Source organism: Bacteroides intestinalis, from assembly GCF_003464595.1.
Taxonomy (GTDB): Bacteria; Bacteroidota; Bacteroidia; order Bacteroidales; family Bacteroidaceae; genus Bacteroides; species Bacteroides intestinalis_A.
Genome location: NZ_QRZF01000008.1, coordinates 104247 through 125945 on the forward strand (window position 1 = coordinate 104247; position 21699 = coordinate 125945).

The 21699-nt window shown below is 44.4% G+C and carries 15 protein-coding genes; 9 read left to right on the forward strand and 6 right to left on the reverse strand.

From position 1 onward, the window contains the following. Positions 1-39: 39 nt before the first annotated feature. Positions 40-873, reverse strand: coding sequence for a hypothetical protein (locus DWW10_RS26450; protein WP_259320481.1), 834 nt, complete (start codon positions 871-873; stop codon positions 40-42). Between the two features lie 546 nt (positions 874-1419). Between DWW10_RS26450 and DWW10_RS13085 the strand changes: the two genes are divergently transcribed. From DWW10_RS13085 to DWW10_RS13105, 5 genes are all read left to right on the forward strand, one after another. Further along, positions 1420-2073 carry a LysE family translocator gene (locus DWW10_RS13085; RefSeq protein WP_007664434.1) on the forward strand — a complete coding sequence of 218 codons (654 nt, stop codon included), beginning with the start codon at positions 1420-1422 and terminating at the stop codon, positions 2071-2073. Positions 2074-2089: 16 nt separating this feature from the next. Beyond that, positions 2090-2632, forward strand: coding sequence for a DUF4924 family protein (locus DWW10_RS13090; RefSeq protein ID WP_007664433.1), 543 nt, complete (start codon positions 2090-2092; stop codon positions 2630-2632). Positions 2633-2702: 70 nt separating this feature from the next. Further along, positions 2703-3560: a dTDP-4-dehydrorhamnose reductase gene (rfbD, locus tag DWW10_RS13095; RefSeq protein ID WP_118477133.1), complete on the forward strand. Its 858-nt coding sequence runs from the start codon at positions 2703-2705 to the stop codon at positions 3558-3560. Positions 3561-3581: 21 nt separating this feature from the next. Further along, on the forward strand, positions 3582-5156 hold the full coding sequence (locus DWW10_RS13100) for a peptide chain release factor 3 (RefSeq protein ID WP_007664431.1): 1575 nt from the start codon (positions 3582-3584) through the stop codon (positions 5154-5156). A 143-nt stretch (positions 5157-5299) separates the two neighbouring features. Beyond that, the gene (locus tag DWW10_RS13105) at positions 5300-6286 is read left to right on the forward strand and encodes a helix-turn-helix transcriptional regulator (RefSeq protein ID WP_118487084.1); all 987 of its coding nucleotides are present in this window, start codon (positions 5300-5302) and stop codon (positions 6284-6286) included. A 319-nt stretch (positions 6287-6605) separates the two neighbouring features. Here the strand turns inward: DWW10_RS13105 and DWW10_RS13110 are convergent, their stop codons facing one another. Both DWW10_RS13110 and DWW10_RS13115 read right to left on the reverse strand, forming a co-directional pair. Next, the gene (locus DWW10_RS13110) at positions 6606-8519 is read right to left on the reverse strand and encodes a DNA-methyltransferase (RefSeq protein ID WP_118487064.1); all 1914 of its coding nucleotides are present in this window, start codon (positions 8517-8519) and stop codon (positions 6606-6608) included. A 15-nt stretch (positions 8520-8534) separates the two neighbouring features. Further along, complete coding sequence (locus tag DWW10_RS13115; RefSeq protein WP_118487066.1) at positions 8535-11387, reverse strand: DEAD/DEAH box helicase family protein; 2853 nt, start codon at positions 11385-11387, stop codon at positions 8535-8537. Between the two features lie 497 nt (positions 11388-11884). Between DWW10_RS13115 and DWW10_RS13120 the strand changes: the two genes are divergently transcribed. From DWW10_RS13120 to DWW10_RS13135, 4 genes are all read left to right on the forward strand, one after another. Beyond that, positions 11885-12361: an HU family DNA-binding protein gene (locus tag DWW10_RS13120; RefSeq protein WP_118487086.1), complete on the forward strand. Its 477-nt coding sequence runs from the start codon at positions 11885-11887 to the stop codon at positions 12359-12361. Positions 12362-12563: 202 nt separating this feature from the next. Further along, positions 12564-12824 (forward strand): OadG family protein, encoded by a 261-nt coding sequence (locus tag DWW10_RS13125; RefSeq protein WP_007664426.1) that lies wholly within the window; start codon positions 12564-12566, stop codon positions 12822-12824. Between the two features lie 37 nt (positions 12825-12861). Then, a complete protein-coding gene (locus tag DWW10_RS13130) occupies positions 12862-14697 on the forward strand; it encodes a biotin/lipoyl-containing protein (RefSeq protein WP_007664425.1) in 1836 nt (611 codons plus the stop codon). Positions 14698-14703: 6 nt separating this feature from the next. After that, complete coding sequence (locus DWW10_RS13135) at positions 14704-15939, forward strand: sodium ion-translocating decarboxylase subunit beta (RefSeq protein ID WP_007664424.1); 1236 nt, start codon at positions 14704-14706, stop codon at positions 15937-15939. A 111-nt stretch (positions 15940-16050) separates the two neighbouring features. Here the strand turns inward: DWW10_RS13135 and DWW10_RS13140 are convergent, their stop codons facing one another. The 3 genes from DWW10_RS13140 to DWW10_RS13150 all read right to left on the reverse strand — a co-directional run bounded on the left by DWW10_RS13140 (position 16051) and on the right by DWW10_RS13150 (position 21691). Then, the gene (locus tag DWW10_RS13140; protein WP_118487068.1) at positions 16051-17322 is read right to left on the reverse strand and encodes a TolC family protein; all 1272 of its coding nucleotides are present in this window, start codon (positions 17320-17322) and stop codon (positions 16051-16053) included. A gap of 21 nt (positions 17323-17343) precedes the next feature. Beyond that, positions 17344-20376 carry an efflux RND transporter permease subunit gene (locus DWW10_RS13145; protein ID WP_118487070.1) on the reverse strand — a complete coding sequence of 1011 codons (3033 nt, stop codon included), beginning with the start codon at positions 20374-20376 and terminating at the stop codon, positions 17344-17346. A 262-nt stretch (positions 20377-20638) separates the two neighbouring features. Continuing rightward, entirely contained in the window at positions 20639-21691 is a 1053-nt protein-coding gene (locus tag DWW10_RS13150; RefSeq protein ID WP_022392833.1) for an efflux RND transporter periplasmic adaptor subunit, read from the reverse strand. Positions 21692-21699 lie beyond the last annotated feature (8 nt).

Consider the following 21699-nt stretch of genomic DNA (forward strand, 5'->3'; position numbering starts at 1 on the left):
GGCGTGAAGGCATCCATAGTTATCTATTTCACCGCCATTTTAAATGGCGAGTGTTCCGTTTACTGTCATTGTGCCGTAATTCTCTATTTCAAATTCATTTTTAACAGTGAAGTCGCCAAAGCATTGAAGAATCCCCGCTGCTTCTCCTTTGGACTGTTCCTTGCTTAATATGATAAATTTGGCATCTTTATGGTTCTGAAATGCGTTCTTTGCTGAAATGTTTAATGTTCCTGCAATATAAATTTTACCGCCTTCCATAATGTTGATGTTATCATTCAAGTTAACCATGTTTCCGGTAGAAACTTTGTATTCTTCATTCTTATTTATCTTTGTGATGTCAGTTGTTAACTCTTTTGCCTCATTCCAATCTTCCAGGTCATCATCACTACGTGTAGTTATGTTGGGAGAACGGGTAGACGAGACTGTGTTGCCGGACTCTCCCAGATGTAATGTTGCTTTCTTGTTGACTATAGGGACATTACATTCCAATGTCATTTGGCTACCATCTGTATAGTGTAATGTTTGGGTTACGGTCACTATCGTATCGCTGGCAGGTAGTGTGATTTCTTTGTTATATGGGTAGTTGAAACTGGCTGTGCCAATGGCTACAGGCAAACTCTCCTCGTCTGCTCCTTGTGAGTAGATGGAGATAGTATAAGTGTGGGGCGTATTATTGCCGATAGTTACGTGAACGGCAACTTGGGCAGTGGTAGACCATAGAAAATCTGAGGGAATAGTAAGATCGGTGACATTCCCATTGTCAGGTTCATTGTCTGGTTTGCTGTCAGGATTGTATACATCATTGTTCATACAACCGGCAAGTGCAAGTAGTGTAATGAATAAGAGATTCCTTAATTGATGAGCTGTTTTCATAAGCATGTCTTTTCTGTTTGTATTAATTAACGGTACAAAGATAATGTAAATCTTGATATAAAGCTATTAAAAGTTGTCTTTTTATTCTTTTAAGTTGGTTATTTAATAATATCTGTACTGAATTATCCTTTTGTTTGACTTCTAAAATAAAATTTATCTGAGCTTTCCATATTGCTTTTATGTAAAATAATAGGATACTAAGAGTCGCTTGCATTCTACTTTGTGTACGCTCTTTTAACTGGTGCTCAAGTAACTATTCTATAATCAGCTTTTATGTTTAAATAAATCTCCGTAATAAATGCATGTTTTTTACAATGTCAAACTAAAATGTCTCTATTTTCATTCTCTGTAAAACGACTTGCAAATTCATTTTCTTATAAAAGACTTTTCACCTCTAAACATGCACAACGTTTCTGTCTAAGAATAGCCTGTTATTTGTCACTTTTTCGCTTTAGTAGTGTAAAGTATTAGGTGTTTTATGCTAATCAGTCGAAAAAACGTTAACACAATTGGTTCGTCTCACAAAAAAGTACGATATTTGCAGCCATGATTGAAATAAGGACCATATTCGATATATTATGGAAGGGCTTTATTATCGGGGTAGTTGTGTCTGCACCGCTGGGGCCTGTTGGCGTACTGTGCATTCAGCGTACGCTGAACAAGGGGCGTTGGTATGGTTTTATAACGGGACTGGGAGCCTCGCTGAGTGACATTGCCTACGCCTTACTGACAGGATACGGAATGAGTTTCGTATTCGATTACGTCAATAAAAATATTTTTTATTTGCAGTTGTTCGGAAGCATCATGCTGTTGGCATTTGGCATTTATACGTTCCGCAGTAATCCCGTTTCGTCCATTCGCCCTGTTTCTACTAATAAAGGTTCTTATTTTCATAACTTCATAACGGCATTCGCCGTCACACTATCCAATCCACTTATTATTTTCCTGTTTATCGGACTCTTTGCACGCTTTGCCTTTGTCAGCGAAGGGGTGCTGGTGTTTGAGGCAGTCACCGGATACCTGGCTATTGCATTGGGAGCATTGGCGTGGTGGTTCGGTATTACTTTCTTTGTGAATAAAGTCCGTACACAGTTCAACCTGCGCGGCATCTGGATATTGAACCGTATCATCGGAGGCATTGTCATTGTTGTATCTGTGTTTGGATTGGTGTTTACGCTGATGGGCGAATCACTTTACTGACAAGAAACATAAAATCATGAAGATAGCACAACAACTGAAAGCGAAGAATATCGCAGAATACCTTATATATATGTGGCAGGTGGAAGATTTGATACGTGCCAACGGTTGCGATATAGATAAAATCCGCGAAAATATTATTTCCCGTTATCCCGAAGAAGAGCGCCCTGCATTGGAGGAATGGTATGGAAATCTGATTGATATGATGCGTATCGAAGGTGTGAAGGAGAAAGGGCATCTGCAAATCAACCGTAATGTAGTGATAAACCTGACGGAGTTGCATGGCGAATTGTTATCATCACCCAAGTACCCTTATTATAGTGCGGCTTATTTCAAAGCATTGCCTTTTATTGTAGAGTTGCGTCAAAAGAGCGGGAAGAAGGATGAACCGGAATTGGAAACATGTTTCGAAGCTTTGTATGGCGTTCTGCTGTTGCGTTTGCAAAAGAAGGAAATAACACCGGGAACGGCGAAGGCAATAGAGGTTATCAGCAGTTTCATATCTTTGCTTGCCAACTATAATGAGAAGGACAAGAAGGGGGAGTTAAAGCTGGAAGAGTGATAAAGTGACAGGGTGATGAGGGATCGTAGTTTTAATCGTGAATTGTAATTAATAAAATCTAAATATAGAGATGAGAATATTAGTAACCGGAGCCAACGGACAACTTGGCAACGAGATGCAAGTTCTTGCAAAAGAGAATCCGCAACACACCTATTTTTTTACTGACGTACAGGAATTGGATATCTGTGACGAACACGCTGTACGGGCATGCATTGCCGACAATCAGATTGATGTCGTAGTAAATTGTGCCGCTTTTACGGCGGTTGACAAGGCAGAGGATAACGAAGAACTATGCCGCAAACTGAATGAGGAGGCTCCGGGAATACTGGCACGTGCTGCACAGGCTTATGGTGCTGCAATGATACAAGTTTCTACGGACTATGTATTCGACGGTACGGCGCATATACCTTATAAAGAAGATTGCATGCCGTGTCCTAATTCAGTTTATGGCTTCACTAAACTGGGCGGAGAGAAGGAAGTCATGCAGAACTGCGAGAAGGCGATGGTGATTCGCACTGCCTGGTTATACTCTATTTATGGAAACAATTTTGTGAAAACGATGATTCGTCTGGGACGTGAACGTGAATCTTTGGGAGTTGTTTTCGACCAGATCGGTACACCGACGTATGCAAAAGACCTGGCTGTTGCCATCTATGCAGCCATCAATCAGGGAATTGTACCGGGGATTTATCATTTCAGCGATGAGGGTGTATGTTCTTGGTATGACTTTACAGTTGCCATTCACCGCATTGCAGGCATTACGACTTGTAAGGTTAGTCCGTTGCATACGGATGAATATCCGGCAAAGGCTCCACGTCCGCATTATTCCGTATTGGATAAGACAAAGATAAAAAATACTTTCGGGATTCATATTCCACATTGGGAAGAAAGCCTGAAAGTATGTATTGATAAACTGAATGCCCAATAATAATATTATACCTATTTATATATGGCAAATAATAACGAAATAGAAAGAAGACGGACCTTTGCGATTATCGCGCATCCGGATGCCGGTAAGACGTCATTAACTGAAAAACTGTTGCTTTTTGGTGGACAGATTCAGGTAGCGGGTGCTGTAAAGAGCAATAAGATAAAGAAAACGGCTACATCCGACTGGATGGATATAGAGAAACAGCGTGGTATTTCTGTAACTACCTCTGTGATGGAGTTCGATTACAAAGATTATAAGATTAATATCCTCGACACTCCTGGTCACCAGGACTTTGCCGAAGATACTTACCGTACGCTGACTGCCGTAGATAGCGTTATCATCGTTGTGGATGGTGCCAAAGGTGTGGAAACGCAGACTCGTAAATTGATGGAGGTGTGCCGTATGCGTAACACACCGGTTATTATATTCATCAATAAGATGGATCGTGAGGCTAAAGATCCTTTCGATTTGCTGGATGAGCTGGAGGAAGAACTTGCCATTCATGTGCGTCCGTTGACGTGGCCTATCGAAAGTGGTGTGCGCTTTAAGGGAGTTTATAACATCTATGAGCAGAATCTGAACCTTTTTCAGCCTTCCAAGCAGGTAGTGACGGAAAAGGTGGAGGTAGATATCAATACCGAAGAACTGGATAAGCAAATCGGTGCGCAACTGGCTGATAAATTACGTGGTGAGTTGGAGTTGATAGATGGAGTATATTCTGAATTTGATAAGGAAGAATACCTGAAAGGGGAAGTGGCGCCTGTATTCTTTGGTTCGGCTCTGAATAATTTCGGTGTACAGGAGCTGCTGGATTGCTTTGTGGAAATAGCCCCAAGCCCTCGTCCGGTGCAGGCGGAAGAACGTGAAGTGGAACCGGAAGAACCGAAATTTACCGGTTTTGTGTTTAAGATTACGGCAAATATTGACCCGAATCACCGTTCTTGCATTGCATTCTGCAAGATATGTTCCGGTAAATTCACACGTAATACTCCTTATCTGCATGTACGTCATGGGAAGACGATGCGTTTTTCTTCGCCCACGCAGTTCATGGCACAGCGCAAGACAACCGTTGACGAGGCTTGGGCAGGCGATATTATCGGTTTGCCGGATAACGGTACTTTTAAGATTGGTGATACGCTGACGGAAGGGGAGATGCTTCATTTTCGTGGTTTACCGAGTTTCTCACCGGAGATGTTCAAGTATATCGAGAATGCTGACCCAATGAAGCAGAAACAGCTTGCCAAGGGTATCGACCAGTTGATGGACGAGGGTGTGGCGCAGTTGTTTGTCAATCAGTTTAATGGGCGTAAGATTATCGGTACGGTAGGACAGTTGCAGTTTGAGGTTATCCAGTATCGCTTGGAGAATGAATACAGTGCGAAGTGTCGTTGGGAACCGTTGAGCTTGTATAAGGCTTGCTGGATAGAGAGTGATAATCCGGAAGAGCTGGAAGCCTTTAAAAAGCGCAAGTATCAGTATATGGCAAAGGATCGTGAGGGTAGGGATGTATTCTTGGCTGATAGCGGTTATGTGTTGCAGATGGCGCAGATGGACTTTAAGAATATTAAGTTTCACTTTACAAGTGAGTTCTGATTTTTCTTGTTTTAAGATAGATAGAGGGCATAAAGTTACGAAAAACTTTGTGCCTTTTTTGTTTATTATGTAAAGAAAGCATTACCTTTGTGACGCTAAGATTGATATGTGTTGATTATAAAAACAACGACAAAACATTGATTATGAAAAGCGGATATATGCTATTCTTTTTGTCCTTTCTTTTTCTTCTGGGGCTGACAGCTTGCACTGCCCCTGTCAGTAAAACCATGCTCGATTATGAACAATCCCTTGTCAGTGCCGACTCTTTAGTACAAGCCGGTGTCGCCGATAGTGCCCAAACCTCCCGTCTGCTTTCCGAATTGCATCGTGAATATAACAGGGTGAAAGAACTCTCCGATGGGAAGCGTGTCCGCCTGATGCCTGCCAATAAGCGGAAGCAATTCTTCTGGGGAGCATTTACTGCTCTGATGATAGGTCTGAACGTATGGCTCTCCATAAGCAATATCAAGTTTTCGACCGACCGTAAGCATCGCCGTTACCTCATTGATTTGAGCGAGAATGAGCAACGTCTGCGCAACAATGAACTGGAAAAAAATGAATTGCAGGAGTGCCTGCAGGAGATGTCACTGACGGATGAGGAACGGGAAGAAGTACACCGGTCATTGATGAACCTTATGGAGCATGGCAGTCACTTGTGTGATGAAAATGAGTCCCTTCGTACACGTCTCAAGGATTATGAAAATCGCCCCTTGCCCCGCGAACTGGAATTGTTGCGGAAGGAGGGGGAGCGTGCGCACGTGCTGGATGGCCAGGTACAGGCACTCACTTCTGTCTTGATAGACCGCGATGAGGTAGTGGGGCAACTGCGCAGTCATCCCAAGTTCCTCACGGACGAACAGTGGAGATACCTGCAAACACTCACGGACCGTGTGTACGAAGGGTTTACCACTCGCCTTGCCGGACGTTTCCCGAAACTTACGCCTGCCGACCTTCAGCTTTGCCTGCTCATCCGGTTGCGCTTTACCAACGCGCAGGTTGCTACGTTGACGGCCGTGTCGCCCGCTTCGGTATCTCAGCAGAAGTTCCGGTTGAAGAAGAGGCTGTTGCAGATGGACGAGGCGTTGTTTGCCAACGGTGAAACAGTGGATGCGGTGGTGGAAGGGTGCTGAATAACCGAAATATGGCAACAAAAAAATGCTTCCGAATCTCTTGTTTTGATGGAGGTACCCTCAGTCGTTATATGAGGTGCCCTCTGTCGTTATGTGAGGTATCCTCTGTCGTTATGTGAGGCATCCTCTGTCGTTATCTTTGGATACCCCGTCGAGAAGTGTTTCTGACGGGGATTTTTGTACCTGAATGGTAATTTTCGCTTTGGGGGCGTTTTTTACAGGATTGCGATAAAACTTAACTTATACCCAAGCAGAAACTATTGGCTTTAATTCCTGACAAAGTGATAACTCCTTTAAATCCTGTTATGATTAATACAGGTTATAATGTATATACAGTTTCGTCTCCGCAGATGTTACGGATTTTCATTCTCAAAGGCTTGTGGTCACAACGGATACGGGCATCCCAGAACTCATTGGTTTTTATGCCGTTTCGGATAGTGTAGCCCAGCTTGTCGATTTTTACCTCACTATTGCTGTGCCAGATAGCCTCCTTGTCAGCTGTAGAGCAGTCTAGGCTAATCCATTCGATGGTTTCGAGCCCTTCATCGCTGATGGTGATGGGGGAGTGTTTCTTTTCCTTACCCTTGCCGGAGTTCTTCAGATTGAACTGCGTGACTTGCTGCTCCCCTTTGAGGTTGATGGCTTCTATCTTCTTAAGTACACGGTCGCTGTGGAACTGTATGATTTCTACTTGCCATCCTTTGAACAGGTTGTCCTGTGTTTCTGTAAGTTGCCATTCGGCATAGTCTTCCACTACTACGTTGTCAAGCACCTGCTTCAGGTCGCGTAGCTCGATTTCAATGAGCGGGTTGCCTTGCTCTTTGATGAACTGCTCTATCTCTTTCCGGTCGATGATATCTATGTAATAGACGATTACGCGCTTTACATCATCAGGCAAATCGGGCATGGCTTCGCGGATGATGCGGTTCATTAGTGGTTTGTCCAACAAGCGGGTGCTGCTGTCCATCAAATTGGGCAGATAGACAGGCATCATACCGCATTTGGTATCCATAATACTGCCTTCCCAGAATTTGTCCAAGGCATCTTCGTTGCGAAGGCCGATAATCAGGCTTTTCAGTTTCTCCATAGTCTGTACGGGGTTTCGGTAGAGTGAAACGCCGTCTTTTATTTCGAGAATGTCGAATTCGGCCTTTGCAGCCATGAGGCGGTCGCGGACGGTTTGTATGCTGTTGATGCCGATGTCACAATGGATGAAGCGACGATTCAGTTTGTGAGATACGGAGGCGGTAACTCCACTGCCGCCGAAGAAGTCGGCAACTACCATGCTTTCGTTACTGCTGGCTTTGATGATGCGTTCAAGGAGAGATTCCGGCTTCTGGGTAGCGTAATCCACTTTTTCATCTGACGTTGGTTGTTGTTGAAATGACATAATGTCGTTCCATACATCACCAAATGGCTTTCCTTTTTTTTCAACTTCGTCTTGATATCTTGTAGTGCCATGTGCGACCATATATCGTCTGCCTTCTTCGTCAGTTTTATTAAAGGAGTCAAGATATTCTTTTGTATGGGGTTGTCTTAATTTATTAAAGATTCTCTCTTCTCCTTTTGAATAATAAAAAATGGTATCATGTCCTCTGATCCAGTTAGGTGCTATGGTTTTGAAACCGGATAACACCTGAATATCCCATATAATCTCGCGTTGAAAGTTATCTTCCCCGAACACTTCATCCATCAGTACCTTCACATAGTGCCCTATATGCCAGTCCAGATGAACATAAATACTTGCCGTATCGCTCATCACACTCTTGATAGCCATAAGATTTTCGTACATCCAGTTTAGATAATCTTCTTTACTCCAGATGTCTCCATACATCTTTTCCTCAAAAGCTTTCAGCTCTTCCACATCCAGTTCTGTTTCAGCCTGTCGCATTGCTTCCGCCACTTTGGGGTTCCTCCTTATATAAACCTTCTTTGCATAATCTGCCCCACTGGCGAACGGGGGATCGATATATACCAAATCCACACTGATACCTTTATCTTTTAAGTAGGCGCAGGCAGAAACACACTCACCACGGATAATCAAGTTTCCGTCCGGGTTTTCACCCCTCTTTTCCTTTAACTTTGTTTCGTAGAGTGGCATGCCACGCTTTATGTGTTCTATCACTTTGTCATTGTCACGATAGCGGAGGATGCGTTTGGTACGTACAAAGTTGTCGAGCAATGCTTGGCCTTCCAGTGTATTCGGGGAATAGGGTACATATTTAATAGCCATATCTTGAATATATTTTTAGTTGTTAAAGAATTGATTGATTGCACGCAGGGTTCGTCTTTCCTGTTCCTCTCTGCTTAATGTGTCTTCCAGATAGAGGAAGTTGAAACGTGTATAGCCGAACTTTTCGTTGTTCTTCTTGATGAACTCGGTCTCAATAAAGTTGCGCTTATCTGCAAACTTGGCGGCAAATCCTTCACCTTTCGTCTCAATGATAATGATTTTGTGAATCTGCTTGTCGGCATTGCGGCTGATGAGAAGGAAGTCAGGGACGTATTTTCCTATGTATCTCCATTCTTTGCCTGCCTGTTTGTAACAGTCAATCTTGAATTCGGTTATGGTGTCATCACCGTTGAAGTATATTTCCAGCTCCTTGTTTTTGATTATGGGCAGGACGGATTGCGAGAAATATTCTCTCTCCAGAGGGCTGTCGAAACGGTAGGGAAGGTAATGATAGGTCTTCCTACGTTCGGGGTGTGGGTCATGCGGGTGTAGCGATGAGGTATCCATTCCTTGTGCCTCCAATATTTTCATGGCAGCCTGCACTTCAGGGGCAAGTGGAGCGTCAGCAGCATGATTATCCCATTGGAGCACTTCTTTCACTTCTTTTTGTGAAGGGTAGAAATGGCTGTCATCGGTCACTTCAATCGGAGAAACTAATTTTTCTATTTGCAGCAGGTTAGCTTTGGCAGGCACAATCTCTTCATTGGTGCGAAAATCCCGCCTGGGGACGAATGCTTGGCGTATCAGAGAACGTATCTGCATGTGGTCAAAATAGTGATTGAAAGACAGGAAATTTCCTTCTTTGAGTGTGATCTGGCGAAAGATGCCGTTTAACTCTTTATCGTATTTTCTTAGTTCCGGAATGGAGAGTGTACCAAAGCTTTCTTTGGCAATGAGTTGTAGCCAATGATTGAAAGAAGCGATTTCATGGTTCGATTGTCTTTCTTCTTCATAGTGCCCTATGATGTGCCCTTCCATGTCTTGATGATGAATGATGGACAACTCGGCCTGTCGCAATATGCCTTTTTCTGTCAGCCGTTCTGCGGTATGCGTATCTTCGTCGATGATTAATGTCTGATACGAAACTTTTAACTGGAAGAAGTCAATGGGAGGCACCTGCATTCGCTCCATGCGCGAAAATCGTTCGATGGATTTGAAGGAATATGTTTTCTTGTCACTGAACTCCTGCAAAGTGATGTTCTGTTGTTGTTTCAACTGCTTGTTCAAGGTGTCGGCATTAAATTTGTTCAACCAGATCAAGGCAGTTTCCGCATGGTTTTTCTGCACTTGGCGCAGACAGCGGCAACTTGTTTGTAGCACCATATTCGTGGGGCATACTCCTTTTTGAGGAAGGATTACGCCGGTGAGGCTCTTACAGTCCCATCCCTCTTTGCCGATTTGTACCAGCAAAACTATTCTGATTTTGGAAAAGATAGTGTCAAGTGAGGCGAACTCTGTCTCCGATCCTTCCGGCTGTGGATATTTAGAGTTTCCACCATGATATTTCAGAATACTTGTCACGGGGTCCAGTCCATAAGCAGCTGATATTTCGGCGGCGAGCGGATAAATCTGTTCTTCCAGCGTCTCTATCTGTCCGCAATAGATGGCTAACTTGGCACGGGTCTTGTCCGGATAAATGGTTGCTTTATATTTTTCCAAAAACTCCTTAATTCCGTTGCGGACAATCATATCGGTCTCATTATCGGCATACTTCACCTCAGGTGTTTTCAAGAAATTACCGATCCCCTCAATGAGAGGGTAGTGATACACCACGTTGGCCAGGTCTGTATTTTTGATGCTGAATGTTTCTCCCAAAACTACATTCTCCGCTTTCTCCAAATAGGGGGTACCCGAAAAGCCTAATACAGCATTGAACGAGTGGGCGCGCGTCCATTCGTTCACTACTTTGCGTAGTTTTATTTCGCCATCGGCGGCATGGTGCACTTCGTCTATGTAGATGGCCAGATTGGGTAATTGTCCGATGATATTCCGCAATTCATTAGCAAGTTTCACCTTATTATATTCTTCTTCTGAAAACAGATTAATCTCTTCTTCCTGATCCACCCTGTCCAATATTACTTTTTCGGCGTTGGTAATGGCCACTAATCCCATCAAGTCCTCCAGTGGTTGGTGATTGTTTATCTTCTGCGCGTTGGGGTTTTTGATGAGATTACTCTTCTTGGCTGATTTCTGTTCGTTCAGTATCTCGAATTTGATTAGCCGCTTAAGCTGTGAAGCAGTAGGCTCAGGTATTACCCATGACGGATCAAACTCTTTGATATGCTTCAGGCTGGGGATAATGGATGATTTCAGTCCGGAAGGAGCAAATATCATGAAGTTATGTGCAAAGCAAGGATTGCTTGGCTCATTCTGTGCGAAGTAGAGATCTATATAGATGAATGCTGCCATCAGATAGGTTTTTCCGGCTCCCATGGGCAGGCTGAACAGATAATCCGTATAGGTTACGTCATAGAATATTTTTCTGAAAGCCTTTTCATAGTCTATATCCGTGGCATGTTCTTTGATGAAGGTTTCCAATGCGGGAGCAAGCTGTCGTCCGCTCTTGTCCTTCTGCAAGGCATATTCCAACAAGGCAGCGGCGGCTTTGTTGGTTGTCAGCACATTGCGTGCCTCTACTGTGAGCGGCATTGTACTTAAGTCCATGCTATTGAATGTTCCATTAACGAACAGTTTCCACAAAGGTTGGTTTTTGCATGCTATCTTGAGAAACAGGTAGGTTTTTATGGCATCGAGCTGGGCATCGCGCATTCTTCCTTTTCGGTTGATATAAGATAGCAATTCGCGGATTGTGCAATCCGCAGAGCATAGCCATTCGTTACGTTTTTGGGTTATTAATCTATAGAACATATATTTAATTTATGGAGCAATTTTTTATTAATTAAGTATTAGGGTGCAAAGTAATGAAATTATGCGCAATTAAAAGAGAGAAAGAGAAGAAAAGTTCTTTTAGTCATATTGTAGAGATACTTTGTTTCCCTATTGTTCATTATCAGTTCTTTAGCTTCCTCCCTTGTAGAGATACTTATCGTTTGCTTCATTTTCCGTACTTGCTCCTATTGTTGTATTGTAGAGATTCACTTTTTGTAATGTTCTGATTAATAGCAGATTGGTGGAATAGGTTGTAGAGGCTGTTTTCTTGCTTTTCCTTCTTGTGTATCCTAACTTTGCAACATCGAATTTGAGAAAAACGAAAGGTTTAATCGTTGAGGCCTCGCGATGAAATTCTTTCTTATTATCTCTTATTATAAGGAGATGCGGCCTCGGTCAGTCCTTAACCTGATCGGTCAAAGCAATGATGGCTGGTTCATTTGCAACTATATTTATATTTACTTAATACATTATTAATTATGTTTTACAAGAAAAATCAACAGAAAATCAATGGCTTGTGGTATCCTAAATCAATTACATGGGGTAAAGCCATTACAACCGATCAGGTTGCGGATCAATTGGCATATTTTTCTACCACTACCCGTGGTGATGCCTATGCTATCGTCAAAAACTTGGGAAAAGTGCTCTCCCTTTATATGGCACAGGGACGTACGGTGAAAATAGATGGAGTTGGCACTTTTTATTATACGGCTGCTGCTAATAAGAAGGGAGTACAAACTGCTAAGGAGGTCAGTGCCTCTCAGATCGTGGGCGTGCGCGTCCGTTTCATTCCCGAGGTTGAACGCGATGTGAATAGTAAGGTTGTTACTCGCAGCATGGTGGATAATAATATCTGTTGGGAAGAGTGGGGTAAAACCGCCACTTCCGGTGGCAACACCGATAGCGGAAATACCGGCGGTGACGGTGGTATCGAGGGTGATCCATTAGGTTAATCCTCTCGGCTCTGTAAGTTAGTATCTTTTGATATCCAGTGACTTGTGACAGATGGTTCCCGTGCAATCTTTTTGATAGGAGAGAGCACGGGAACTTTCGTTTTAGCATATTTTATCGTTCTTTTTCTATTTTAATTCATCAAAAATCCGTAATTTCGGACGATTTTTTGCAAAACAGACCGAATAACTAATAATTTATAATATGGAAAATCTCAACACAGCGCTTCTGCTGATGGTGGTAGGTATGACGACAGTGTTCGCTATCCTGCTGATTGTAATCTACTTAGGTAAAGGACTTATTCTTCTGGTAAACAAGTATGCCCCCGAAGAGGTGGTGCCGGATAAGAAAGGTGCGCAAGGTCCCGCAGCGATTCCTGGAAATATTTTGGCTGCTATCAGTGCCGCTGTAACAGTGGTGACACAAGGCAAGGGTAAAGTAGCCAAGGTCGAGAAAGTAAAATGATAATCTTTAATAAAAAACACACATCTATTTATTTAGTATGAAAAAAGAAATTAAGTTCAGCTTGGTGTTCAGGGACATGTGGCAGAGTGCCGGAAAATATGTGCCCCGCGTAGACCAGTTGGTAAAGGTTGCTCCAGCTATTGTTGAAATGGGCTGTTTTGCCCGGGTAGAAACCAATGGCGGAGGTTTTGAACAGGTAAATTTATTGTTTGGTGAAAATCCTAATAAAGCTGTACGTGCATGGACGAAACCGTTCCACGAAGCCGGTATACAAACTCACATGTTGGATCGCGCATTGAATGGTCTGCGCATGAGCCCCGTGCCTGCGGATGTACGTAGGCTGTTTTACAAAGTGAAGAAAGTACAGGGGACAGACATCACACGTACGTTCTGTGGACTGAATGATACCCGTAACATTATTCCTTCCATCACTTACGCTAAGGAAGCCGGAATGATTTCACAGTGTTCGCTCTGTATCACCCATTCGCCCATCCATACAGTAGAATACTATACGGATATGGCGTTAACGCTCATCAAGGCAGGTGCCGATGAAATCTGTATCAAGGATATGGCAGGTATCGGACGCCCGGTATCATTGGGTAAGATTGTAGCAAATATCAAGGCGGCACACCCTGAAATCCCTATTCAGTATCATAGTCATGCAGGTCCCGGTTTTAATATGGCAAGCATCCTCGAAGTTTGTGAGGCTGGTTGCGATTATATCGACGTGGGCATGGAACCGTTGTCATGGGGTACGGGACATGCTGACTTGCTGAGCGTGCAGGCAATGCTGAAAGATGCAGGTTTCCAGGTTCCTGAGGTGAATATGGAAGCATACATGAAGGTACGTGCATTGATTCAGGAATTTATGGACGATTTTCTTGGTCTGTACATCAGTCCGAAGAACCGCTTGATGAACTCCCTGCTGATTGGTCCGGGACTTCCGGGTGGTATGATGGGTAGCCTTATGGCCGACCTAGAGTCCAATCTGGAATCCATCAATAAATATAAGGCAAAACGTAACTTGCCGTTTATGACGCAGGATCAGTTGCTTATCAAGCTGTTTAACGAAGTAGCTTATGTATGGCCGCGTGTAGGTTATCCTCCGTTGGTAACTCCGTTCAGCCAGTACGTTAAGAATCTGGCGATGATGAACGTGATTGCCATGGAAAAAGGCAAGGAACGTTGGGGTATGATTGCTGATGATATCTGGGATATGTTGTTGGGCAAGGCAGGTAAACTGCCGGGTACGCTGGCTCCTGAACTCGTGGAGAAAGCGGAACGTGAAGGCCGTAAGTTCTTCACCGGAAATCCACAGGATAATTATCCGGATGCGCTCGACAAGTATCGCAAGATGATGAAAGAGAATAAATGGGATCTGGGAGAAGATGATGAAGAACTCTTCGAATATGCCATGCATCCGGCACAATACGAAGCATACAAGAGTGGCAAGGCGAAAGAAGACTTCCTGGCAGACGTGGAAAAACGGAAGGCGGAACTTAATAAGTCCCCGTTGGATGACGCTAAACCGAAGACGCTAACCGTACAGGTGGATGGACAGGCTTATCGCGTAACGGTGGCTTATGGTGATATTGACCTACCGGCAAATGCTACTGCGAAAGTGGAAGCCCCCGTAGGCGAAGGTCAGGATGTGATCGCTCCGTTGGAAGGTAAGTTCTTCCTGACGAAGAATGCACAGGAAACTCCGGTGAAAGTGGGCGACAAGGTGAAGAAAGGTGACTTGCTTTGCTACATTGAAGCCATGAAGACATACAATGCCATCCGTGCCGACTTTGACGGAACAATTACGGCTATTTGTGCCACTCCGGGGGACACTGTTTCAGAAGATGATGTATTAATGAAGATAGGATAAACAGCGATGGAAGAAATATTTGCAAAACTCTATGATATGACGGCGTTCAGCAATATCATTGCCGACCCGTCGTTTCTGGTGATGTATGCCATTGCTTTCATTCTGCTGTACTTGGGTATCAAGAAGCACTACGAACCGTTGTTGCTGGTGCCCATCGCTTTTGGTGTACTTATCGCCAACTTTCCCGGTGGTGATATGGGGGTCATTCAGGCAGATGAAAACGGAATGGTAATGGTAAATGGGGTATTGAAGAACATCTGGGAAATGCCGCTCCATGAAATAGCGCACGACCTGGGATTGATGAACTTCATCTACTATATGTTGATTAAGACAGGTTTCTTGCCGCCCATCATCTTTATGGGTGTGGGTGCTTTGACGGACTTCGGACCGATGCTTCGCAACCTGCGTCTCTCTATCTTTGGTGCTGCTGCACAGTTGGGTATCTTCACTGTGCTGCTATGTGCTGTTATGATAGGTTTCACTCCACAGGAGGCAGGTGCACTGGGCATTATCGGTGGTGCTGATGGTCCGACGGCTATCTTCACGACTATTAAGCTGGCTCCGCATCTGTTGGGTCCGATTGCTATTGCAGCCTATTCTTACATGGCGTTGGTGCCGGTGATTATTCCGTTGGTAGTGAAGCTGTTCTGCTCTAAGAAGGAACTGATGATCAATATGAAGGAACAGGAAAAGCTCTATCCTTCGAAGACGGAAATCAAGAATCTGCGTGTACTGAAAATCATTTTCCCGATAGCAGTAACTACAATTGTCGCTCTCTTTGTACCGACGGCAGTGCCTTTGATCGGTATGTTGATGTTCGGTAACCTGATTAAGGAAATCGGTGCGGACACCAGCCGTTTGTTTGATGCGGCTGCCAACAGCATTATGAATGCGGCAACTATTTTCTTAGGACTGAGTGTAGGCGCAACTATGACAAGCGAAGCATTTCTGAACTGGACAACCATTGGTATTGTTATTGGTGGTTTCCTTGCATTTGCGCTTTCTATTACGGGTGGTATCTTCTTTGTGAAGCTGTTCAACCTGTTCAGCAAGAAGAAGATAAATCCGTTGATCGGTGCAACGGGATTGAGTGCTGTGCCTATGGCAAGCCGTGTGTGCAATGAGATTGCTACGAAGTATGACCCGAAGAACCATGTGCTGAATTACTGTATGTCCAGTAATATCTCTGGTGTAATCGGTTCGGCTGTAGCGGCGGGTGTGCTGATTTCGTTCCTGGGATAAGGGGAATAGATACGAAGACGGCGCGGATTACGCGAATTACACGGATTCTTTTGTTGCAATTTGTTGCAATAAAGCTGATCTGCGTAATCCGTGTAATCCGCGCCTGATTTTTTATTCACTAATCACTTTTCTGTATTCTGCCACTGCCATTTTTTCTGCCAGATATGCATTAATCAGGTTCGTATGAGCCTGTGTCCACGACAATTGTGCGGACAAGACATCTGCCATACTGGATTTTCCTTCATTATAAGAGAAAGTCACAAGGTCCAGGTTCTCTTCGGCAAGAGCCATATTTTCCTTTGCAGTCTTTACTTGCTGCTCCGTTTCCGTCAGTTTCGTAGTGGCGGCGGAGAGCTCTTCAAGAATAGTATCAGTAATATAACTTTGTTGTAGCTTCTGGATGCCAATGAATGCTTTCTGTTGTCGGTTTGTCTTGAAACGGGCTCCCCAACGGAAGATGGGGATACTGACGTTTACTCCGGCTACAGGAGTATGGGGAATTTCCTGTCCCATATATGTGATACCTGTATCCCAACCTGTGGCAAGGAACATACTTACCTGGGGATTATACTTGCTGAGGGCGGCATGGCGTTGTGCTTCACTTCGGGCAATGTTTACTGTTGTACTGGCATAATCGGCACGGCGTGGAAGTACATCGTCAAGTCCAAGAATGTCGACGGGTTCACTGGCTATACTGATTTCACTTAGACTATCAACGGGAGTATTGGGTGTTGCTCCCATTAAAATGTTCAGTTGTTGCAGGGCAAGGGTATAATTCTGGCGGGCTTTGATATATTGCAATTCAGCTTCTTTCTGGCGGGTGGAAATCATCAGCAGGTCTGTACGGCTGATAGCGCCATCGTCGAAACGATCCTGAATAATATCGTGCTGCTTCTTTATGATATCCTGAAATGTAGCAGCAGCCTCAAGACTGGCATAAGCGGCTGAAGCATTCCAGTAAACGGCATCACTTTGATAATGAATTTGGTCGAGAGTAAGTTCGGTGGTGAGTTGGCTTAACTCTTCGTCTGCCTGTGCCATACGTTTCTGGGCTATCAGAGAACCACCGGTATAGAGGGGCTGTGCCAAAGTTGCGAGTGCCTGATAGGTGTAGGGGCGGTATTCACCCTTCGGACTGTTCCACTTATCCAGATGGTTGAGGTTGGCGGTACCTTCGGCAGTGATGTCTATTTGTGGCAGGAAGCCGGTATTTGCTATTTTTCGCGCTTCGGTGCTTGCCATGGTTTTCAGGCGCTGCTGTTTCAACACCTGGCTGTAGGCTTCTACTTTGTCACGATATGCTTCACGGCTGAGATACTGTTGGGCTCCGGCTTTCAGGCCGAAGCAACAGAGTAGTGTGACTATGAATATCTTCTTTTTCATGATTACTTGTATTTCTTCTTTTCACTTTTTAATCTTATGTATCGCACAATATGCCACTGGAAGAACGAACAGAGTTAATGCTGAAGCCACCAGCAAACCACCCATGATTGTTGCCGCCATACCACCGAACATAGCGTCGAATAGCAACGGTAACATACCCAGAATCGTGGTTCCGGATGCCATGGCTACAGGTATGATACGACTGGTTGTTGCACTGATTACCGCATTCAGTGGCGTTTTTCCGGAAGCAGTTTCTATATCGATCTGGTCTACCAATACAATTGCATTCTTGATATTCATACCAATCAATCCCAGTAGACCGAGGACAGAGAAGAAGTCGAATGATTTACCAAGCAAGATTAATCCCAGTACGATGCCGATAAAGATAAGCGGCAACATCAATAGGATGACGATTGGCTTGCGGTAGGTTCTGAACAGGAATAACAGGGTAATGAACATCAGGAAAAAAGTTAATGGCATGTTAGCTGCCAATGCTGCATTACTTTCTGCTTGACTTTCCTGTTCACCAAAATACTTCATGGTGTATCCTTCCGGTACCTGAATTTCTTCTTGCACTTCTTTCCATATCTTATTGAATGCTGCTATGGCATTTACTCCCCGGCGTGGATCGGCTTGCGCCATCATTACCATCTGGCGGTTATAATCTTTCACATTCGAGAACTTATATTGGAAATCAAATTCACTGACTACTTGTTCCAAGGTAGTGGTTTCCTGTGTTGTTCCGAATACGGGTAGTGTACGCAGATCGTTGATACGGAAAGAATCGACCGTGTTATCTTTTAGCAGGATAGGCAACACTTGGTCGCCCTCACGATATTCACCTAATGTCATACCGCTTGTGCCAATCTGAATACTCTGTGCCATGCTCTGTCGGGAGACACCTAACGGTTGGGCACGTTCCGGACTGTAAACGGGTTTCCATACAGGAATCTTATTCCCCCATGAATTTCGTACGTTAATGAGATCGTCATCCCGATGCATGATTTCCAGGACCTTATTGGTCAGCATCACCAGTGAATCGACATTATTACCGATGAAACCGATTTCAATGGCAGCATCTACCGCAGGTGATAGTTTAAACAAAGTGGTACGGGTAATGGCATTCGGATAGTTCGCCTTCATATACTGGTCGAAATTCTCTTCGTATTCCTTTGTATATTTACTGTCGGTTAGTTCAATGAGTATATTGGCAAAGTTGGGCTTGGGACCCACGGAAGTAGATGCCAGATAGTAACGTAATGGCGTACTGCCGAAAGTAGTGGATATCCGTTTCACTTCCGGTTGTTGCAGGAGGTGCGCTTCCACCTGTTTCATTTCCTTTTCCACGTCACGGATGCTGTAACCGTCCGGATAGAATATATCGGCACGGAAATAGGGCTTATCCAATGAGGGGAAGAAGTTTTGCGGCATCATTCCCATGATGATCAGTGAGATGATAAACAGGACTACCATACTACCTAGTGTGAGCGTTTTCTTTTTGATAAGTACTCCGAGGATAGATGCGAACTTGTGATAGAAAGGTTTATCATACGGATCTTTATTAGTATCGCCGGATTTGGTTTTCAAGATAAAATTGCCGAAAGTGGTGGTTTGTGTGAGTGCCAGTACCCAGCTTAATCCCAAAGAAATGGCAAGTACGACAAACAGAGGTTTTACGATTTCCGCTACGGCAGAAGGGGCGAGGTACAATGGGAGGAATGAACAAATGGCGATGAACGTGGCGCCAAGTAAGCCCCATTGTGGTCCGGTAGCTCCATCTATCAGTGCTTTTCTACGGTCTATTCCTCGGGCAATGGCTATTTGTGCATTGTCCGTCACTACAATGGCATTATCCACCAGCATACCCATGGCAATGATGAAACCTGCCAGGGAAGTACGGTTCAGTCCTACCCCCATGAAGGACATGATGAGCAACGTGCCGCCAATGGTAAATAGCAGTGAACTTCCTATAAGTATACCAGCACGTAGCCCCATCACCAGCATGATGATAACGATTACAATGAGGAGGGATTCTATCAGGTTAATGATGAAACCATTATTTGCTTCCTGAGCTATGACATTTTCCGGATACAGACTTTCCAACTCCAACCCTACCGGAATAAGGGGAAGAAGTTCAGCCAGTTTCTGATCTACCAGTTCTCCGGTCTTTACTACATCCTTTGTCGGGTCGGTGGAAACGCCGATACCTATGGCACGCTTCCCATTGACATGCATGATGTTGCCGGGTGGGTCCATATATCCTTTTTCGATAATGGCTATATCACCCAATTTTACTTGCCCTCCCGAAGTTGTAATCACTTGGTTCCGGATGTCATTGACGGTGGTGTAAGTTCCGTTGGCTACAATACGCAATTGTTGTTCACTGGCGTTGATTTCACCCGTGTTGATAATCTGGTTTTGCGATTGCAACAGGCTTGCCACTTGCTTCGGGTCTATCCCCATACCGACCAGTTTATTGACGGATATAAAGATATTCACCACTTCGGTTTGCGTGCCGAACAGGGCTACTTTCATTACCCCGTCAGCAGTGATAACCTGAGTTTTGATACGCTCTGCCCAGTTGCGCATTTCTTCGTAAGAGAAACCGTCATCGCCTACCAGACCGTAATAGATGCCGAATACATCACCGAAATCGTCCGATACCGTGGGAACGGAAGCACCGGCGGGTAGTTGCGGTTGTATGTTGAGCACCTTGCGGCGAAGTTCATCCCATTTCTGCGGAATAGACTCTGCGGAAAGGGAAGGTTGAAGCTCGAATGTTATCTTGGATAGTCCGTACATGGACTCCGATTTAATTTTATATGCACCACTCATCGACTGTATCTCGCGGGAGATCGGTTCGGTGATCAGTCGTTCTACTTCTGCCGGTTCTGCCCCCGGATAGCGAGTCATAATGACCGCTGACTTGATGACGAAGGGTGCATCCTCTTTCTTTCCCAACCGGCCGAATGATAGTATACCGCCGATTAGCAACACAGCTAGGAAGAAATAAACAATCTTGGTGTTGTCTAATGCATATTTAGCTAAATTCATATGATTTATATTTATGTTTTAGATTCTATAAATGATAATTTAGCGGCGAAGCTATTGGTATTCTGACTATCTCAATTCCCCTCCTCCAGTTGGAGGAGGGGTGCCCAACGGGCGGGGTGGTAGGTGAGAGAAAAATTCCTTAATTTTATTATTCATAGGTATTTTATTGTTTTACCTACCACCTCCCCCTACGGGTACTCCTCCTCCCAAGAGGAGGAGAATTTGAGATACTTCAGCCTTTCATCTCCTACTAAATTATCATTTAATTGATAACTTTCACCGTCTGTCCCTCGACCAGTTGGTGCACTCCGGCAATCACAATAGTTTCTCCCGGCTGTACACCGGTAGAGATAAGAGCATTGGCTTCTCCGGTAGGAGAGTATACGGTTACTTCCCGCTTGCTTACCTTATTATCCTTTACTACCCACACATAGGTTTTCTGGTTCTCGCTTTCACCGAATATGGCACTGAGCGGAATATTCACAAGCTTTTCTTCCAAGAAGGGAGCTACGTCCGAAGCCAATTTGATTTTGCACGTAAATCCCGGTTTCACATCGTATAGGGAACGGTTGAAAGCGGGATCTTCAATCGTAATAGTTACCGGAATACCTGTTCCGGCTGTAGAAATGTCCAGATATTCTTCCAGTTTTGCATTGAATACCGTGCCCGGATAGGTATCGAATACCACTTTGAATGTTACGTCCTTTGCCCGAAGTAGATAGAGATAATCATCCGGTACGGTGAATTTGATACGGAGCTTTTGTGTATTCACCAGTTGTACAATGCCTTCCCCAGAGTTCACGCGCTGATAGTTTTCTACCAGACGTTTTTCAATAGAACCGTCGAAGGGAGCGGTAAGTTTGGTATCCCGCATATTATTGCTGGATAATTCATAAGCTGACTTTGCTTTTTGATAATTGGCAACGCTAATTTCATATTCCTGCACGGAGATAGCCTGACGTCCCAACAAGCGTTTGTTACGTTCTACCTGTGCTGCGGCAGTTTCGTAAGCGGCTTTGTCGGCGGCATATTGCAGGGAAATGTCGCGCGGATCAATGGCGGCGATCAACTGTCCTTTCTTTACTCGCTGGCCTTCTACCACAGGAAGATTTATGACCTGTCCGCTGACACGGAAGGCCAGTTTCACGTATTCTACGGCTTCTACAATACCGGAGAAGTCTTTCCGGATGACCGATTGGGAGCTGGCAGTAGCTGTCTTGACAGGTCGGACCAGCGTGGCATCGCCCTCTTTCTTGTGCCCGCATGATGTGGCAAGCAGCATCACGCTGATGGCGAACAAATAGATTTTCTTCATACTAATAT

What these genes read in the sequence shown, in the direction of transcription:
- DWW10_RS26450 (WP_259320481.1), bottom strand. Translation starts at nt 873, where the DNA reads ATGAAAACAGCTCATCAATTAAGGAATCTCTTATTCATTACACTACTT.
- DWW10_RS13085 (WP_007664434.1), top strand. Translation starts at nt 1,420, where the DNA reads ATGATTGAAATAAGGACCATATTCGATATATTATGGAAGGGCTTTATT.
- DWW10_RS13090 (WP_007664433.1), top strand. Translation starts at nt 2,090, where the DNA reads ATGAAGATAGCACAACAACTGAAAGCGAAGAATATCGCAGAATACCTT.
- rfbD (WP_118477133.1), top strand. Translation starts at nt 2,703, where the DNA reads ATGAGAATATTAGTAACCGGAGCCAACGGACAACTTGGCAACGAGATG.
- DWW10_RS13100 (WP_007664431.1), top strand. Translation starts at nt 3,582, where the DNA reads ATGGCAAATAATAACGAAATAGAAAGAAGACGGACCTTTGCGATTATC.
- DWW10_RS13105 (WP_118487084.1), top strand. Translation starts at nt 5,300, where the DNA reads ATGAAAAGCGGATATATGCTATTCTTTTTGTCCTTTCTTTTTCTTCTG.
- DWW10_RS13110 (WP_118487064.1), bottom strand. Translation starts at nt 8,519, where the DNA reads ATGGCTATTAAATATGTACCCTATTCCCCGAATACACTGGAAGGCCAA.
- DWW10_RS13115 (WP_118487066.1), bottom strand. Translation starts at nt 11,387, where the DNA reads ATGTTCTATAGATTAATAACCCAAAAACGTAACGAATGGCTATGCTCT.
- DWW10_RS13125 (WP_007664426.1), top strand. Translation starts at nt 12,564, where the DNA reads ATGGAAAATCTCAACACAGCGCTTCTGCTGATGGTGGTAGGTATGACG.
- DWW10_RS13130 (WP_007664425.1), top strand. Translation starts at nt 12,862, where the DNA reads ATGAAAAAAGAAATTAAGTTCAGCTTGGTGTTCAGGGACATGTGGCAG.
- DWW10_RS13135 (WP_007664424.1), top strand. Translation starts at nt 14,704, where the DNA reads ATGGAAGAAATATTTGCAAAACTCTATGATATGACGGCGTTCAGCAAT.
- DWW10_RS13140 (WP_118487068.1), bottom strand. Translation starts at nt 17,322, where the DNA reads ATGAAAAAGAAGATATTCATAGTCACACTACTCTGTTGCTTCGGCCTG.
- DWW10_RS13145 (WP_118487070.1), bottom strand. Translation starts at nt 20,376, where the DNA reads ATGAATTTAGCTAAATATGCATTAGACAACACCAAGATTGTTTATTTC.
- DWW10_RS13150 (WP_022392833.1), bottom strand. Translation starts at nt 21,691, where the DNA reads ATGAAGAAAATCTATTTGTTCGCCATCAGCGTGATGCTGCTTGCCACA.